Origin of the sequence: Mesorhizobium sp., assembly GCF_017306585.1 — a bacterium.
Lineage (GTDB): Bacteria > Pseudomonadota > Alphaproteobacteria > Rhizobiales > Rhizobiaceae > Mesorhizobium.
Genome location: NZ_JAFKIC010000170.1, coordinates 15,470 through 32,053, shown reverse-complemented (window position 1 = coordinate 32,053; position 16,584 = coordinate 15,470). Strand labels below are relative to the sequence as shown.

The following is a 16,584-nucleotide window of genomic DNA, read 5'->3' as shown; positions in this document are numbered from 1 at the left end:
CATAGAGCGCAACCCAAATTTTAATGCGGACATCGATTTGACCACCAACCCCCTCCTCGACGCCTCCGGCGTCGCCAAGAATTACGGCGCGGTCGCCGCGCTGCGCAATGCGTCGCTGTCCGTGCTGCCGGGCGAGGTGCATGCGCTGATGGGCGCCAATGGCGCCGGCAAGTCGACGCTGGTGAAGATCCTGACCGGGGCGGTTCCCGCCTCCGCCGGCCGCATCCTGATCCGTGGCGAGGCGCGCGACATACGCTCGCCCGCCGCCGCGCGCCGCGCCGGCCTGCTGCCGGTCTACCAGGAGCCGTCGCTGATCCCCGATCTCGACGTCCTGTCCAATCTCAGGCTCACCGCCACGCCGGTCGAGCCGTTCCGCGCCTGGGTGCGCGAACTCGGCATTCCCGATCTCGATCTGCGCGACACAGCGCGCGACATCCCGCTGGCCATATTGCGCGTGCTCGACCTCGCCCGTGCGCTCGCCGTCGAGCCCGACGTGCTGCTGCTCGACGAGATGACGGCGGCGCTGCCCGCCAACCTCGCGGAAAAGGTGCTGGAAGTGGTGCGCCGCCAGGGCGACGCCGGCCGCGCCGTGATCTTCATCTCGCACCGCTTCGTCGAGATCGCGGCACTTTGCGACCGCGCCACCGTGCTGCGCGACGGCGAGACTGTCGGCGTCGTCGACATCGTGCCGGGCGTGGAGGAAAAGATCGTCGAGCTGATGCTCGGCACCCGCATCGTCAAGACCAAGGTCCAGCCCCGCGCCGCCGGTCAGGGCACGGCATCGGCCCCTGCCCGCCCGCGCATCGCGGTGCGCAATCTGCGCGTCGGCGCCAAGCTCAACGATGTCTCCTTCGATCTCAGGGATGGCGAGGTGGCCGGCGTGGTGGCGCTGGAAGGCCAAGGCCAGGACGAACTGTTTTCCGCGCTGGCCGGCTCGATCAAACCGAGCGGCGGCACGATCGAGGTCGATGGCAACCAGGTGAAATTCGCCCACCCGATCGACGCCATCCGCTCGGGCATCGCCTATGTGCCGGGCGACCGTTCCGAGGCGCTCGCCATGCAGCGCTCGGTGCGTGAAAACATCGCGCTGCCCTTCAGCGCCGCGCTGCGAAACTGGGGTCCGATCGCCATGCGCAAGGAGCGCGCGACGGTGCTCAGCGCCATCCAGCGCCTGCAGATCGACACCCGCGCACAGGGCGAGGTGCAGCGCCTGTCCGGCGGCAACCAGCAGAAGGTGACGATTGCCCGCTGGATCGCGGCGGACGCCCGCACCATCCTGTGCTTCGACCCGACGCGCGGCATCGATGTCGGCACCAAGCAGGAGATCTATCATCTGCTGCGCGAGCTCGCCGGCAACGGCAAGTCGGTGCTGTTCTACACCTCCGAGCTGGAAGAGGTGCAGCGCGTCTGCGACCGCGTCATCGTCATCTTCGGCGGCCGCCTCGTCGACATCTTCCCGGTCGAGGAAGCGGACGAGCCGGCGCTGATGCGCGCCGCCTACGGCCTGCCGCGCGGCGCCAAGGCCGATGTCGGCATCCTGGCCGATCCCTCGGCAAACCCATCGGTTTCGACCAATGCTTCCGATACGCCGGAGGCACGCCCATGAGCCATTTCCTGCGCCGCCAGGGCTGGGTATCGGGCCTGTTCGCCCTGCTGGTCGCTCTCTTCATCATCACCAAGATCATCCAGCCCGGCTATGGCAGCGGCGACTTCGGTTCGCTGGCGCGGGCCGTGCTGCCCTATGCCTTCGCGGTCGCCGCGCAGACGGTCGTCGTCATCGCCGGCGGCATCGACCTTTCGGTCGCGGCGATGATGGCGCTGACCAGCGTCACCGCCGCCTCGATGATGGCCGGCGCCTCGGAAGAATACGCGCTGTTCGTGGTGCCCTTCGTGCTCGCCATGGGCTTCGTCCTCGGCGCGCTCAACGGCCTGCTCATCGTCGTCACCCGCGTGCCCGACATCGTCGTCACGCTCGCCATGCTGTTCGTGCTGCAGGGTGCGGCCCTGCTCGTGCTCGACGCACCAGGTGGCGGGGCCGCCGAATGGCTGAAGGCGCTGATTTCAGGCACGGTGCCCATACCCGGCCTGCCCGACGCCATCGATGCCTGGCTGCCGAAGGCACTGCTGGTGCTGGTCATCTGCCTGTGCGTCGTCTGGATCCCGCTCAGGCGCTCGCGCCTCGGCCTCTCCATCTACGCCATCGGCTCCAGCGAACTGGCGGCGTTCCGCTCAGGCGTGCCGGTCAAGCGTACCCGCATCCTGGCTTACGCATTGTCAGGCCTGTTCGCCGCCTTTGGCGGGCTGGCGCTGACCATGAGCACCGGCATCGGCGCGCCCATCCCCGGCCCCTATCTGCTCGCCAGCGTCGCCGCCGTGGTGCTGGGCGGCGTGGCGCTGGGCGGCGGCAAGGGCGGCCTGCTCGGCCCCATCATCGCCGTCTTCGTGCTGCGCCTGGTGCGCACCGATCTCACCCTGCTCGCCATCGACCCCAACGTCACCGCCATCATCGAGGGCCTGATCATGGTCGCCGTGGTGATGTTCGGCGCGTTTATCACCATGCGAGGGCGGCAATGATGAGGGGGCATCCGCACGCCGACTTCCCTTCTCCCCTTGTGGGAGAAGGTGGCCTCGCGAAGCGAGGTCGGATGAGGGGTGTTCCAGAAGACACCAACGTCTCATTCCCTCCAGCACCCCTCATCCGTCTCGGCGCTGCGCGCCGATCCACCTTCTCCCACAGGGGGAGAAGGAAGAGATGCGTCGCGCCACGCCAGTCGCGAGTTGGAGCCACCCCATGAGCACATCAGCGATCACGCCTCCACCCCTCCCCCTCGGCCGCCGCATCAAGCGCTTTATGGCCGACCGGCCGCTGGTGCCGCTGATCATCCTGCTGGTCATCCTGGTGGTGATCCTGCAGATCCTGCGACCCGGCATCGTCAACGAGCGCTGGATCGCCAACACCATCAAATTCGCCATTCCGCTGGCGATCCTGGCCGGCTGCCAGACCATGACCATGCTGACCGGCGGCATCGACCTTTCGGTCGGCACCGTGGCGACGATGAGCGCCTTCATCATGGCGACCCAGATCGTCAACCAGGACCCGGCGGTCGCCTTCCTGCTGGCGATGATGCCGGCGGTGCTGATCGGCCTCGTCAACGGCATCGGCGTCGGCGTCTTCCGCGTCCACCCGCTGATCATGACGCTGGGCACCAGCCTGATCGGCACCGGCTGCCTGCAGGTCTACCAGCGCACCGTGATCGCCTCCGGCGCCAAGATTCCGGACTTTCTCAACTGGCTGGGCACCGGCGTCACTTATGGCTTCCCCAACGCGCTGCTCCTGTTCGTGCCGCTGGCGGTACTCATCGTCTTCACGCTCGCCCGCACCGGCTTCGGTCGCCTGCTCTACGCCGTCGGCGACAATGAGCGCGCCACCCGCCTGTCCGGCGTCCAATACTGGCAGGTCATCACGGCGCTCTACATCGTCTCCAGCCTGCTCGCCGGCATCACCGGCCTGCTCTATATCGGCCTGATCAAGGCCCCATCCCTGTCGCTCGCCGAACCGCTGGTACTCCCTTCCGTGGCCGCCGCCGTCATCGGCGGCACGTCGATCTTCGGCGGCCGCGGCGGCTACACCGGCACCATCATCGGCGCGCTGATCCTGACCGTGCTGACGACGCTGCTGACCATCCTGCAGATGCCGGAGGGAGCAAGGCGCATCCTGTTCGGCCTGATCGTGCTATTCGTGACGGCGGCGTATCTGAGAATTGTCGAGGACAGGTAGGGGGCAGCCTCGCGCCTAGTCCTCGCGCGTGCCGCGATAGATCTCCATGGCGAGATCCCTCGCCTTGGCATGATCGACCATCGGCGCCGGATAGTCCTTTCCAAGCGAAAGGCCGCAATCGTCGAGCACCGACGACGGCGCTTCCCAGGGGCGATGGATGTAGCGGTCGGGCAGCCTGGCGAGCTCCGGCACGTAGCGCCTGATGTACTCGCCCTTCGGATCGAACTTCTCGCCCTGCAGCACGGGATTGAAGATGCGGAAATAAGGCGCGGCGTCCGCGCCCGACCCGGCCACCCATTGCCAGCTCGCCGGGTTGTTGGCGGCGTCGGCATCGACCAGCGTATCCCAGAACCATTCCTCGCCGGCGCGCCAGTCGATCAGCAGGTCCTTGATCAGGAAGGATGCTGCGATCATGCGCACGCGATTGTGCATCCAGCCGGTTTGCCAGAGCTCGCGCATGCCGGCGTCGACGATCGGATAACCGGTGCGGCCCCGCTGCCAGGCCTTGAGCGCGGCCGGCGCGCTTCTCCACTCGAAGGCGTCGAAAGCCGGCCGGAAGTTCTCCTTGTGCAGGCGGGGCCGGTTGAACAGCAGATGGTAGGAGAACTCGCGCCAGCATAGTTCCTTGCGGAACGTCTCGGCGTCCCTGCCATGCCGGCGCCGGAACGCCGCCATGATCTGGAATGGCGATATGTCGCCTTGCGCCAGATATGGCGACATGCCCGACGTGCCCTCGATGCCGGGAATGTCCCGGTTGTCGGCGTAGCCTTTCAGCCCGTCGTCGAGAAACGCCTCCAGCCTGCTTCTGGCTCCCTGCTCGCCGGGTTCCCAGCGCTCCGCCATGCCAGACGACCAGTCGGGATGTCGCGGCAGAAAGGCGAAGTCGGCGAGCGTGTCCGAATGAAACCGCCCCTTCCACCCCTTCAGGGATTTCGGCGGGTCGATCGGATCGCGCACTTCGTCCTGGGAGAGCCGTTTGTAGAACGGCGTGAACACCTTGTAGAAGTCGCCCGACTGCGTCGCCACCAGCGACGGCTCGTGCAGCAGGAAGCCGTCATGGCTCTTCGCCTCGATCCCCTGTTCGCGCAACCCGACCTTCAGCGCCTTGTCGGTCTCGATGCCGGCCGGAGAATAGCGGCGGTTCCAGAACACGGCCTCCGCGCCGGTCGCCTTCAGCGCCTCGACCACGATCTTTTCCGTCGGGCCCTGTCTCAGGAAAAGCCTGGCCCCGAGCTTGTCCAGCGATTGCTCCAGCGCCGCCAGCGAATGGTGCAGCCACCAGCGGCTGGCCGCGCCCGCCGGCCGCGCGTCCTTCCCCTCCTCGTCGAGGATGAAAAGCGGCACGACCGGCCGCCCCGTGTCGTCGGCGGCCGCGAGCGCGCCATTGTCCGAAACCCTGAGGTCGTCCCTGAATAGGACGATCACAGGCGCGCCGCTCGATCCATTCCGCTCCAAACCCGCTTCCTTCAGAACCAGTCCGCAACCCCGCGCCGCGGTATCGAGCAACCCGCGCCGGCCGAACGATCGACGCGGGTATCGATTGTGATCTAGAGCGCCAGCGCTTCGGTGACCAGCGCGATTGCAGGCATAGGCGATACTTTACGCGCCCTCGGCGACCATCGGCGGCAGGGACCGCCTGGCGAGCGGCACGCCGGCCCGTTGCAGCGCCTCCCGGACACGCCGGTTGAGTTCATTGCCGACGCCGTACTGCTGCAGCGGCCGTGTCTTGATCGATCCCTTGACCACGATGCCGTCGAGACCGATCTGGTCTATCCCCGACACGTCGAAAGGGCCGATGATGCGCGAGGCGAATTTCGGGTCCTTGCGCACCTCGTTGCCGGCATCCTTCATCACATCGATCGCACGCTCCACATCGGCGTCGGTGTCGATGGTTACGCTCACCGTATAGACGCCGAAGCCGCGCGAGCTGTTCTTGAGCGCCTTGATGGTGGAGAACGGAATGGAGTGAAGCGCGCCGTCGCCATCCCTGATCTTCACCGTCCGGATGGTCAAGGCTTCGACCGTGCCGGTCCGGTCCCCGGTGCTGATCGTATCGCCGATGGCGATCGTGTCCTCCAGCAGGATGAACAGGCCGGTGATGACGTCCTGCACCAGTTGCTGCGAGCCGAAGCCGATCGCCAGGCCGACGACCCCGGCGCCGGCGATAAGCGGCGCGATATTGATGCCGATATTGGAAAGCACGCCCATGATGGTCAGCACCGACAGCGCCACGAAGGCGAAATTGCGCAAGAGCGGCAGCAGCGTCATGATGCGCGCCGATCGTGGCCGCCCGCCCACCGCATTGTCAGGCGACAGTGCGTGGCTGATCCAGGCGTCGAGGATGACCCACAGCGTCCAGGCCGTCAAAAGCACCACGCCGATGGAGGCGAGCGGTCCCAGAACCGACAGGCCGGCCTGGCTGCGCGCCCAGGCCAGGATGTCGACGCCCCACAGGTCGAGGCAGATCACCACCGCGCCGACGCCGATGATGAATTGCAGCGCCTTGAACAGGATCGACTTGGCGCGCATGAACACGGCCCGCTGCACGCCGCGCTTGCCCGGCCTGATGTAGCGCGTCTCCTTCTCCTCGCCGAGCCGCCGCAAGGTGGTGGACGCGATGAGCGCCAGAACGATGATCGCCACCGACAGGAAGGACTGCACGAGGAAACCGCCGGTCTCCGTGCCGAACAGCCGGGCGCCGATGTTGAGCACCACGAAGATGATGCCGAGCCGGTGCCAGTTGGAGCCGACGCGGTAGATGGCGCGGTCGAGCGGCGAACTGTCCTCCTCCGGCACATGCCCGCGCACGATCAGCGCCCGCACGATGCGCCGGTCGCGGAGGATGATGAAAAGAGCGATCAGCGGCACGGCGAGGTCCAGCACGAGCTTGGCGATATCGGCTGTCGCGGGACCTATCGCCGCGCTCAGTTCCGGGATCAGCATCACCGTGGCGCCGGTGGCGACGCCGACCAGCAGCCCGACCACCGGCGACAAACGCCGCTGTGCGTAGGCGACGAGCCGCCATCCCTTGGACGGTGCCAGCAACAAGAGCAGCGAGGAGGTGAGCTCCGAGGCCGTCAGCGCCATGACGAACGGCATGCACAGCACGAAAAACACGATGCCGCCCTGCTGCGAGAGGCCGACCAGCGCGATCCAGGCCAGCACCACCACCAGGCAGGCGACGAGCGGCAGCAGGCCTATCCCACCGCGCAGCGCCGCTTCCCTGGCGACATGGCCGAGCGTCGACGAGCGCGCCACCTTTGCCCGGATGCGGCGGCGCACCAGCATAAGCGTGGCGATCGCCGCCAGCGTGCCGACCAGCCAGCCGGGCACCCAGCGCAGGCCGATATCGCGCAATTGCCCCGACATGTCGGACGTCGAAAGCCGCCGTTCGATCTGGAAGCCGGCCTGCCTGAACTTGTCGTCGATGGGAGCGCCGAGCGCGGCCGACGGCAAGCGGTTCTGCAGGTCGCGCAGCCATTCGAGCAGGCCGGTAGCCAGGCCCTTGTTGCTGAACACGTCGGCCACGGCCGCCGCGGCAGCCGCCGGCTTGTCGGCCGCGGGCTTCTCCGCGGCGGGCTTGTCTGCAGCGGGTTTTGCGGCTGACGGACTGGCCTGGGATGCGGCCTCGGCCGGCTGGCCACGGCTCTCCTCCAGCTTGCGGATGAGTTCATTGCGCAGCGTCTCGTCCTTCATGACGTCGAGCAGCGCGCCCATCGGGTCGGATGTGGCGGCCGCCGGCGGCGATTGCTGCGCCAGCGCTGCGGTTGCGACAGTGCTGAACAGCAACGCCAGCGCGAAAAGGAAGCTCTTCATCCCTGACAGGTCCTCGCGATTCTCAGGCCAATATGGGGCGTTTGGCGCGATTGCCGACTCACAAAGGGTTTCAGACCGATCGCTCCCGCGAGCGGCCGGCCGCGCCTGGAGCCGCAAATGACCCGCAAACATTGCGTCAGCATGACCCGCGCGACCCGGTCGCCACCGGGCGCGCGACCGCCTGGCATATTGACGGCGCCGGACGCGACAGTGCGTAATCGCCGCGCACCGACATGGAGGAGACATCAGTGGAAAAGATCATCCTGGACTGCGATCCCGGGCACGACGACGCCATCGCCATCCTGCTCGCCGCCGCCAACCCGAAGATCGACCTCCTCGGCATCACCACGGTTTCGGGCAACCACAATGTCGACAACACCACGCGCAACGCGCTGTCGGTCTGCACCGCCTATGGCATCAAGGTGCCGGTCGCGAAGGGCTCGCCCGGCCCGCTGCTCATCGATCAGGTGCTGGCCGTCGAAATCCATGGCGAGACCGGGCTCGACGGTCCCGAACTGCCGCCCGCTTCGTTCGAGCTCGACAGGCGCCATGCCGTCGACTTCATCATCGACACCGTAATGGCGCATGAGCCGAAGACCGTCACGCTGGTGCCGGTCGGTCCCTACACCAACATCGCGCTCGCCGCCCGCAAGGAGCCGCGCATCGTCGAACGGGTGAAGCGTGTCGTCGCGATGGGCGGCAGCTTTTCGCGCGGCAACATCACGCCCGCGGCCGAGTTCAACGTCTATGCCGACCCCGAGGCCGCCGACGTGGTGTTCCGCGCCGGCTGGGACGTCACCATGGTCGGGCTAGACCTCACCCATCAGGCGCTGGCTACCCCCGACCTGCAGGACAGGGTGCGCGCGCTGGGCGGCTCGATATCCCGGTTCATCCTCGACATCTGGGAATTCATTGCCACCACCCATGGCGGCCTGCTGCAGATAGAGTATCCAGCCATCCATGACGCCTGCTGCGTGGCGGCCCTGATCGACCCCGAGGTCTTCTCCACCGAAAAGGCCGACATCCGCGTCGAGATCGCCGGCCACTGGACCAAGGGCATGACGGTCTGCAATTTCGAGAAGATGGGCGGCATGCGCCATTTCGGCGGCACCGCGAGCGAACAGGTGAACTTCCGCCACACCGTGGCGATGAAGCTCGATCACACGAAATTCTGCGACCTGATCGTCGATGCGGTGGAGCGGCTGACCAGGCAGAAGGCATGATCCGTCACGGCCTGCCCGCGCCGGCAGCGGGCAAAACGCTCAGCCGAAGATCAGATAGGTCTTGCGGACGGTCTCGACGATATCCCACTCGCCTTGCGAGTTGGCGGGAAAGTAGATCGCGTCTCCGGCATGGAACTCGATCCGCTCGCCGCCGTCGGGCGTGAAGCTGCCGCGGCCGGCGATGAAATAGCTGTACTCGGCCTCCGCCACCTGGCGCCGGAACCGGCCCGGCGTGCATTCCCAGAAGCCGGTCGCGCCGACCGGTATCGGCTGATCGCCCGCCACCCTGACCCGCGCCACCTGTTCGCTCGTCGGCCGGGCGACGGCGACAGGCTCGCCGAAAGCGCCCTCGCCTTCGATGCGGATCAAGGTTGGCGGCATGGCGTGCTCCCGTGAATCGTTCTGGGCACACCTTACCGGCGGGTCCGGCAACATGCCAGGCCGGGATGGCAGCCGGAGCGGGCACGCCTCCCCGACACCATCGCAATGCAAGCAATATCTAATTTTAGAAATACAATATATATTTCGATAGAACTTCCTCTCGATAACAAAAACTTGATCTGACTACTGGCGGCAAAATAAAACACTGCTAGACTTCCTCCATTGCCGCCACAGGCCGGGTTAAAAACACCTCGGGAGACCCGTTCCCTGGCAAAACCCGTCGAATTTTGGAGGAGAATGAATATGATAATCAATGGCACGAGCGCCGGTCAGACCTTGACCGGCACGTCTTCGGCCGACGTCATTTCCGGCAAGGGCGGAAACGACATCATCTACGGCTACGGGGGCGACGATGTCATCTACGCCTACAGCGTCGGCTACACATCATTCTATATCGGCAATGCCCGCATCTGGGGCGGCGACGGCAACGACAAGATCTATCTGCAGAATTCGAACGTCACCAACTACGCCTATGGCGAACAGGGTGATGACCAGATCTGGGGCCTCGGCGCCAACGACGTCATCGACGGTGGCAGCGGCAACGACTACATCGACGGCGGCGGCGGCGCCGACAGCCTCTATGGCGGCACCGGAAACGACGTCATCAAGATGGGCATTGGAAGCTCGACCGCCGCATCCATCATCGATGGCGGCTACGATGACGACGATCTGTATCTCAGCTATAGCGGCAATCTGACCGCCATTGGCGGACAGGGCAATGACGACTTCTTTGTCGGACAGCCCTGCTACGGCGGCACGAAATATGACGGCGGCACTGAAACGGACCGGATCGTCGCCATCCAGAACAACTTCCTCATCGGCATCAAGTCCATCACCGGCATCGAGGAGATCACCAACACCAGTCTGGAGTTCGGCACGTTCACCGGCGTGAAGATTTCAGCCTATGCGGGATCGGCGCCTCTCGATTTCACCCAGACGGCCCTCAACGGCATCGAGGAAATCCGGGGCTACAGCACCGACAACAACATCATTTATCTGGCTGGCAAGAACGCCACGGACGCCGTCGCGCTTGGCCGTGACGACCTCGTCAATGCCGGAGACGGAGACGACATCGTTTACGGCGGCTATGGCAGCGACACGCTGAACGGCCAGAACGGCAATGACACGCTCGCCGGCGGCGCGGGAAATGGCGACGTGCTTACCGGCGGCGCCGGCGCCGACACGTTCATTTTCCATTTTGGCGATGGCGCCGACACCATCACCGACCTGTCGCTGGCGACGACGGGCGAGCATATCAGCATCGGCGCCTTCGCGGGTGTCGACGACTTCTCCGACCTCGCCGGCCTGATGTCGCAGGTCGGCGCCGATACGGTCATCGACTTCGGCGGCGGCGACACGCTTACCCTGACCGGCATCACCGCGACCGACCTGACCGCCGCGCAGTTCGACTTCTTTGTATAGATAACAAGCAACAGACTTCGCGGCGGCCGGCCAGCCGCCGCGAATTTCACAAGCGCGCCGGGCGAGTAGCGACGGAGCCGGTTTACGGCAAATTCGCCGCGTTTCGGGGTTTGAGAAGTATATTAGACATTGTTGAATTGTGTTTTGAAAAGGAAGCGATGTCGAAGCGGTTACTTTTCGAGTTGCTTGTCTTAAATCATTGATTAACCAACCTACTCCATTGTGCGAATCGAATGCAGGGCACGTGAAATTCAAGGCTCGCGATGCAGATCACCTCGAACCTCACCGCCACGATACAGAAGCTGGTTTCGGCCAGGAGCGGCCTCGCCGGCCAGCCGACAGACTGGAAGGCGGGCATGGCGTTGCGGGCCGAGGCTCCGGTGGTCCGGCCCGGCGCCGTCGGCAATCAGGACGACATCGACCACGATCCGTTGACCGGCATGGGTGACGCTCCCAGGGCGGGCAGGCACCTGTCTTCAACCATCAGCGCGCCGCTGCTGCCCACCACAACGGCTGATGATCCCTATCTTCGCGCCGGCAAGGCCAATTATGACGAGCTCCATGCCGAATATACGCGGTTCATCGGCTCGATGGTCGAGGCCGACCGCCAGCACAAGGACTCCACCGTCCCGCGCTACTTCATCCCTGCCGGCCAGACAGCCGAAACGGTGACGGCCATGGACCAGCATGACTATATGTGGGCCGTCCAGGACGAGATGGAGGCCGCGGCCGACCGCAGCCCGCAGGCTCAGGCATACAAGGCATACGCCAGCGAAGCGCTGAACTTCAGCGACGCGAGCAGGATGACGTCGGATGCTCTGCTCAGCCTGCAAAAGGCATTGCCTGATCTGAATGCAGCCCTGGCCCGGACCGCGCCCGAGGCCGTCGAACAGCGCCAGCAAGGCATGGGCGACGACCCGAAGCGCCAGCTTCTGGCGCGGCAACTGGCGAGCAACGAAGCGCTCTCCGCCAGGAGCAACCTGCGTTACGTCGACAGGCTCGTCAAAAGCATCGGCAGCGGCCTCAACCATGTGACGGGCGACATACTGGTCAAGAACGACCAGGGCCAATACCAGCTTGGCACCTTCTCGATCTCGTTCAACGGCGAGGTGATGCTGACCTCCGGCGACAGCCTCAAGGCCTTCGCCGGCTGAGCCTGCCGCCCACGCCATTCCCCGCAGCGTCGGGTGTTTTGCCCAGGCGCGGTTCCAGCAAGACCGCTGGCTATGTGCTGACCGACCGGCCACAGACGTTGTTTCGCAAGGCTACGCTCCCGCTCGCCGGGCGCGGAAGGCCTTGACGAAAATCGGCGCGCCTGTTTCAGACTCTCGCGGCAAACGGGAGACATTTGCTTCATGAGGGACGAGCAAGCGGTGAGTCTGTGAAGCGCTTTTTTCGATTGCTCGCCGCAATGGTCATGGCGTCCGCCGTGGCCGGATGCACCACCGTTTCCTATTACGCGCAGTCGATCGAGGGCCATGTCGAGATCATGGCCAAGCGCCGGAATGTCGGGCGGCTGATCCGCGATCCCGCGACGCCGGCGCCGTTGCGCGCCAAGCTGGAGACCGCCGCCGCCATCAGGCGCTTTGCCTCGGAGAAGCTGGCGCTGCCCGACAATTCGAGTTACCGCTCCTATGTCGACATCGGCCGGGACGATGTGACGCTGGCCGTGTTCGCCGCGCCGCGCTTCTCGCTGGCGCCGGTCACCTGGTGCTTTCCGGTGTTCGGCTGCGTCCCCTACAAGGGCTATTTCTCGCGCAAGGACGCGATCGAAAGTGCTGCCGAACTGCGAGCCAAGGGGCTCGACGTCTATGTCTCGGGCGTCACCGCCTATTCGACGCTGGGCTGGTTCAGCGACCCGCTGCTCAGCACCATGATGCGCGAGGACGACACCTATCTCGCCACCCTCATCTTCCATGAGCTGGCGCATCAGAAACTCTATGTGAACGGCGATTCCGCCTTCAACGAGGCTTTCGCTGTCTCCGTCGAGACCAGCGGCACCCGTAAATGGCTGCGCGCCACGGGCGACAGCGCCGGATTGCGCCGCTATGAAACCAACCGCAATCGCAGCGCCGACTTCCTGCGGCTGATCGGGCAGACGCGCGAGGAGCTGCGGCAGGTCTATGGCAGCCCGCGCACGCCGGAAAAGATGGCCGCCGCCAAGGACGCCGCGATCGAAAGGCTGCGGGCGCGCTACCGCAAGATGCGCGACGGCCGATGGGGCGGATATAAGGGCTATGACGGCTGGTTCGACAGCCCGATCAACAACGCCAAGCTCGCCGCGACCTCCGTCTACGGCGAACAGGTGCCGGCGTTCCTGCGCCTCTACGATCTGTGCGGCGGCGACTATCCGCGCTTCTATGATGCCGTCCGCCGCATCGCCGCCCTGCCCCAGCCCGCCCGCTCCGAGGCGCTCAAGACCGCGCGGTCGTGCGGCTGACCTTGGCCCGGGACGACAGACTTTGTGGTGTGAAGCGGAAGTCGACGATGATTATGCGTCAGGCGAGCTTTTGATTTGACACAATCACACTCCCAATACCTTCCCATGCTCACCATCCCCATCACCCCAGCCCTCGTGCGCGGCTGCCTCTCCCTCGAACAGGGCGCGCGGGGCCTGCAGCCACATCGCCTGCCTCTTTGGGCTCGGGCGCAGTGCCCCGACCAGCAACTGGCCATGGCCGAATCCGAGCCTGCGGGCGTGCGCATTGCTTTCCGCTCGCGGGCGAGTGTGATCGAGCTCGACACGGTGCCGACACGGTTCGTCTATCTCGGGGTGCCGGCGCGGCCCGCCGGGGTCTATGATCTGCTTGTCGATGGCCGGCTCACCGCACAGGCCTCCGCCACCGGCGCCGATACGGTGACGTTCGACATGGCCACCGGCAGCGTGACGAAGCAAGAGGTCGGCATCAGCACGCTGCGCTTTGCCGGCCTGCCGGAGCGCGACAAGGCGGTCGAGATCTGGCTACCTTACAACGAGACCACCGAACTGGTGGCGTTGCGCACCGATGCGCCGGTCGAGCCCTTTTCCGAAGGGAGCCACAAGGTCTGGCTGCATCATGGCAGTTCCATCAGCAAGGGCTCGAACACCGACAGCCCATCGGCGAGCTGGCCGGCACTCGCCGCCGCCCAGGGCGGGGTTGAGCTTGTCAATCTGGGATTCAGCGGCAGCGCCCTGCTCGACCCGTTCGTCGCGCGCGTGATGCGCGATACGCCGGCCGACCTCGTCAGCCTCAAGATCGGCATCAACCTCGTCAACGCCGACCTGATGCGGCTGCGCGCCTTCGCGCCGGCCGTGCACGGCTTCCTCGACACCATCCGCGACGGCAAGCCCGACACGCCGATCCTCCTGGTGTCGCCGCTCCATTGCCCGATCCATGAGGACACTCCCGGCCCCGGCGCGTTTGACATGGAGGCGCTTGCGGCGGGCAAGGTTGCTTTCCGGGCGACCGGAAATCCCGCCGAGCGCGCCGCCGGAAAGCTGACGCTGGTCACGATCCGGCAGGAGCTGGAGCGGATCGCGCGCCAGCGCGGGGAAAGCGACGCGCACCTCGCTTATCTCGACGGGCTCGACCTTTATGGACCGGCGGACTTCGCCGAACTGCCGCTGCCCGACGCCCTGCATCCGGACGCTGCCGCGCACCGCCGCATCGCCCAACGCTTCGCTGACTTCGCCTTCGCCGATGGCGGTCCGCTGTATCCGGGGTGATCGGGACAGCAGCCCGGGACCGCTATCCCTTGGCCTTGATCTGCGGCAGGTCGCGGCTCAGCTGGCGGAAGCCGACGCCGTAATACATGTTGCGCGCCGCCGGCTGCGACGCAACGCCCCGGCAGGCGACCAGCATGCGCGTGGCGCCGGCCGCCCTCGCCAGATGCATGCCGTTGAGTTGCAATGCGGTGCCGAGCCCGAGCCGCCGGAAATCGCGATGCGTGCCGACAGGTTCGAACTCGGCGGTCCGGGTCGCTTCGTCCAGCCAGATGATTGCGGTGGCAGCCAGCGTGCCGTCCGGCGCCTGGACCAGCACATGCAGGTCGGCGCGGTAGGGCCATGTCCCCCGCACTCTTGCGAACGCCGCCTCGCTGAAACGCGAGCCCGGCCAGGCGTCGCGATGCGCCTGGACCGCATCGGCCGCCGGGACGTCGCCGGCGGTCAGGAACCGGAAGCCTTGCGGCAGCACCGGCTCGGGCACGTCGGCCAGATCCCGGGTGTTGAACTGCACCCAGGAGCCGTCGTCCGAACCGGCCTCGGTGTCGAACACATAGCCATGCGCGGCGACGATCGCTTGCGCCGCTTGATCGGCGGACTGCACCGTCACGAGCCGGTCGGCGCCGTCGGCCACCGCGTCGTACCAGTCGAGTATGCCATCCAGCAGTTCCGGCCGGTCGGGATGCGCCTGCCAGGTCAGGTTGGCCGCTTCGGCCGCGATCGCCGCGCCGCCAGCGCGTGCGATATGATGCGGCAGGCACGCCCAGCCCCACGCGGCAAGCTCGCCATCGGCGAACCAGAACCGGTGCCGCCAGAATGGAGCGAGCGTGTCAACATCCTTGCCCCAGACCCAGGCCAGTTCGCCAATGGTGGCGTCGCCGTTGAGCAGCTCCGGCCGCAAGGCGGTCACCTTCTGGGCCAGGCCCTGCATCAGCCGCAATTCGGTCGGTCCGAGAGTCGTCATGCCACGACCCTCGCAGAGGCGGCCCATGCTGTCGAGGCCACGCGTCCACCGCGTGGCTTGACATCGCGGCTATCACGCAACATATGAAGTTACATGAACAGAGACAGCCGTTTGTCGGGCGTGCTCCACGTCCTCCTCCACATGGCGCATCACAGCGCGCCCATCACCTCGCAAACCCTGGCAAGGGCGATGCAGACCAACCCGGTCGTGCTGCGCCGCATCATGGCCGGCCTGCGCGATGCCGGCTATGTCGGCTCGGAAAAGGGCCATGGCGGCGGCTGGACGCTGACCCGCGACCCCGCCGATATCACGCTGCGCGACATCTACGCCGCGCTCGGCAGTCCGGCTCTCTTCGCGCTCGGCAACCGCTCCGCAAATCCGCAATGCCTCGTGGAGCAGGCGGTCAACGCGAGCCTCGACAAGGCGCTGGAAGAGGCGGAGCAGCGGCTGCTCGCCCGCCTCGGCGAAGTGACGCTCGCAATGCTCGATGCCGATATCCGTGCGCGCGGCGCGGACCGCCGGCAACTCGCCGATTTCGAAACCGTCCATGCCGGTGCCGCATGAGCCGAACCGCCTTCGAGGGACACGCGGCCTACGCCGAAGGACCGCCCCGGCAGGTGCCGGGCTTTGCCGGCCTGCATCGCATGGCCACGCTGCTGCTGGCAGAGCGCATGCCTGGGGATGGCCGCCTGCTGGTGCTGGGCGCCGGCGGCGGGCTGGAACTCAGGGCATTCGCCGAGGCCGAGCCAGGCTGGTCGTTCGACGGCGTCGACCCGTCCGCCGACATGCTGGCGCTGGCCGCAGGCATGGTGGCCGATCACGCGCCGCGCATGCGCCTGCATGAAGGCTTCATCGATGCGGCGCCGGAGGGCCCGTTCGACGGCGCCTGCTCGCTGCTCACCTTCCATTTCATCGCGCGCGAAGAACGCCTGCCGACGCTGCGCCAGATCAGGCGCCGCTTGCGGCCCGGCGCGCCCTTCGTGCTCGCCCATATCAGCTTTCCGCAGGCCGAGCCCGAACGCTCCAATTGGATTGCCCGCCATGTCGCCTTTGGCGCGCCACAGGGCGCCGGCCCGGCGCAGCTGGAAAGCGCGCGCCAGGCGATTGCCACAAGGCTGACGATCCTTGATCCGCAAGAGGAAGAGGCCATGCTGCGTCAAGCGGGTTTTGCCGACGTCGGACTGTTCTATGCCGGCTTCAGCTTCAGGGGCTGGGTCGCCTACGCCACCTAATTCGC

The 16,584-nt window shown here is 66.1% G+C and carries 14 protein-coding genes; 10 read left to right on the top strand and 4 right to left on the bottom strand.

What is annotated here, in order from left to right:
- The first annotated feature begins 37 nt into the window (after window positions 1-37).
- The 3 genes from J0I79_RS20180 (at window position 38) to J0I79_RS20170 (ending at window position 3,778) form a co-directional block, all read left to right on the top strand.
- Window positions 38-1,606, top strand: coding sequence for a sugar ABC transporter ATP-binding protein (locus J0I79_RS20180; RefSeq protein ID WP_292862852.1), 1,569 nt, complete (start codon window positions 38-40; stop codon window positions 1,604-1,606).
- Complete coding sequence (locus J0I79_RS20175; protein ID WP_292862843.1) at window positions 1,603-2,574, top strand: ABC transporter permease; 972 nt, start codon at window positions 1,603-1,605, stop codon at window positions 2,572-2,574. Before J0I79_RS20180 ends, J0I79_RS20175 begins: the two co-directional genes overlap by 4 nt.
- A gap of 217 nt (window positions 2,575-2,791) precedes the next feature.
- Entirely contained in the window at window positions 2,792-3,778 is a 987-nt protein-coding gene (locus tag J0I79_RS20170; protein ID WP_292862840.1) for an ABC transporter permease, read from the top strand.
- Window positions 3,779-3,793: 15 nt separating this feature from the next.
- On the opposite strand, the gene J0I79_RS20165 is transcribed toward J0I79_RS20170, so the two are convergent.
- Both J0I79_RS20165 and J0I79_RS20160 read right to left on the bottom strand, forming a co-directional pair.
- Entirely contained in the window at window positions 3,794-5,233 is a 1,440-nt protein-coding gene (locus tag J0I79_RS20165; RefSeq protein WP_292862837.1) for a deoxyribodipyrimidine photo-lyase, read from the bottom strand.
- 144 nt (window positions 5,234-5,377) lie between these two features.
- Window positions 5,378-7,594 (bottom strand): mechanosensitive ion channel domain-containing protein, encoded by a 2,217-nt coding sequence (locus J0I79_RS20160; RefSeq protein ID WP_292862834.1) that lies wholly within the window; start codon window positions 7,592-7,594, stop codon window positions 5,378-5,380.
- Window positions 7,595-7,842: 248 nt separating this feature from the next.
- On the opposite strand from J0I79_RS20160, the gene J0I79_RS20155 reads away from it, so the two are divergent.
- Complete coding sequence (locus tag J0I79_RS20155) at window positions 7,843-8,817, top strand: nucleoside hydrolase (protein WP_292862831.1); 975 nt, start codon at window positions 7,843-7,845, stop codon at window positions 8,815-8,817.
- Between the two features lie 39 nt (window positions 8,818-8,856).
- Here J0I79_RS20155 and J0I79_RS20150 read toward each other — a convergent pair whose 3' ends face one another.
- Entirely contained in the window at window positions 8,857-9,198 is a 342-nt protein-coding gene (locus tag J0I79_RS20150) for a cupin domain-containing protein (RefSeq protein WP_292862828.1), read from the bottom strand.
- A gap of 303 nt (window positions 9,199-9,501) precedes the next feature.
- On the opposite strand from J0I79_RS20150, the gene J0I79_RS20145 reads away from it, so the two are divergent.
- The 4 genes from J0I79_RS20145 (at window position 9,502) to J0I79_RS20130 (ending at window position 14,386) form a co-directional block, all read left to right on the top strand.
- Window positions 9,502-10,680 (top strand): calcium-binding protein, encoded by a 1,179-nt coding sequence (locus tag J0I79_RS20145; RefSeq protein WP_292862825.1) that lies wholly within the window; start codon window positions 9,502-9,504, stop codon window positions 10,678-10,680.
- Window positions 10,681-10,943: 263 nt separating this feature from the next.
- Window positions 10,944-11,834: a hypothetical protein gene (locus J0I79_RS20140; protein WP_292862823.1), complete on the top strand. Its 891-nt coding sequence runs from the start codon at window positions 10,944-10,946 to the stop codon at window positions 11,832-11,834.
- Window positions 11,835-12,097: 263 nt separating this feature from the next.
- Complete coding sequence (locus tag J0I79_RS20135; RefSeq protein ID WP_292862820.1) at window positions 12,098-13,120, top strand: aminopeptidase; 1,023 nt, start codon at window positions 12,098-12,100, stop codon at window positions 13,118-13,120.
- 105 nt (window positions 13,121-13,225) lie between these two features.
- Complete coding sequence (locus tag J0I79_RS20130; protein ID WP_292862817.1) at window positions 13,226-14,386, top strand: GDSL-type esterase/lipase family protein; 1,161 nt, start codon at window positions 13,226-13,228, stop codon at window positions 14,384-14,386.
- Window positions 14,387-14,408: 22 nt separating this feature from the next.
- Here J0I79_RS20130 and J0I79_RS20125 read toward each other — a convergent pair whose 3' ends face one another.
- Window positions 14,409-15,347 carry a GNAT family N-acetyltransferase gene (locus tag J0I79_RS20125; RefSeq protein ID WP_292862814.1) on the bottom strand — a complete coding sequence of 313 codons (939 nt, stop codon included), beginning with the start codon at window positions 15,345-15,347 and terminating at the stop codon, window positions 14,409-14,411.
- Window positions 15,348-15,440: 93 nt separating this feature from the next.
- Here J0I79_RS20125 and J0I79_RS20120 point away from each other — a divergent pair, with 93 nt between their 5' ends.
- Both J0I79_RS20120 and J0I79_RS20115 read left to right on the top strand, forming a co-directional pair.
- Window positions 15,441-15,911, top strand: a complete 471-nt coding sequence (locus J0I79_RS20120; protein ID WP_292862811.1) for an Rrf2 family transcriptional regulator — start codon at window positions 15,441-15,443, stop codon at window positions 15,909-15,911.
- Window positions 15,908-16,579, top strand: a complete 672-nt coding sequence (locus J0I79_RS20115; RefSeq protein WP_292862808.1) for a class I SAM-dependent methyltransferase — start codon at window positions 15,908-15,910, stop codon at window positions 16,577-16,579. The genes J0I79_RS20120 and J0I79_RS20115 overlap by 4 nt, the downstream gene beginning before the upstream one ends.
- Window positions 16,580-16,584 lie beyond the last annotated feature (5 nt).

Excerpts from the sequence above, each read along its gene's own strand:
- J0I79_RS20150 (WP_292862828.1), bottom strand. The coding sequence starts at position 9,198 with ATGCCGCCAACCTTGATCCGCATCGAAGGCGAGGGCGCTTTCGGCGAG.
- J0I79_RS20125 (WP_292862814.1), bottom strand. The coding sequence starts at position 15,347 with ATGACGACTCTCGGACCGACCGAATTGCGGCTGATGCAGGGCCTGGCC.
- J0I79_RS20120 (WP_292862811.1), top strand. The coding sequence starts at position 15,441 with ATGAACAGAGACAGCCGTTTGTCGGGCGTGCTCCACGTCCTCCTCCAC.
- J0I79_RS20170 (WP_292862840.1), top strand. The coding sequence starts at position 2,792 with ATGAGCACATCAGCGATCACGCCTCCACCCCTCCCCCTCGGCCGCCGC.
- J0I79_RS20175 (WP_292862843.1), top strand. The coding sequence starts at position 1,603 with ATGAGCCATTTCCTGCGCCGCCAGGGCTGGGTATCGGGCCTGTTCGCC.
- J0I79_RS20145 (WP_292862825.1), top strand. The coding sequence starts at position 9,502 with ATGATAATCAATGGCACGAGCGCCGGTCAGACCTTGACCGGCACGTCT.
- J0I79_RS20140 (WP_292862823.1), top strand. The coding sequence starts at position 10,944 with ATGCAGATCACCTCGAACCTCACCGCCACGATACAGAAGCTGGTTTCG.
- J0I79_RS20160 (WP_292862834.1), bottom strand. The coding sequence starts at position 7,594 with ATGAAGAGCTTCCTTTTCGCGCTGGCGTTGCTGTTCAGCACTGTCGCA.
- J0I79_RS20135 (WP_292862820.1), top strand. The coding sequence starts at position 12,098 with ATGGCGTCCGCCGTGGCCGGATGCACCACCGTTTCCTATTACGCGCAG.
- J0I79_RS20130 (WP_292862817.1), top strand. The coding sequence starts at position 13,226 with ATGCTCACCATCCCCATCACCCCAGCCCTCGTGCGCGGCTGCCTCTCC.
- J0I79_RS20115 (WP_292862808.1), top strand. The coding sequence starts at position 15,908 with ATGAGCCGAACCGCCTTCGAGGGACACGCGGCCTACGCCGAAGGACCG.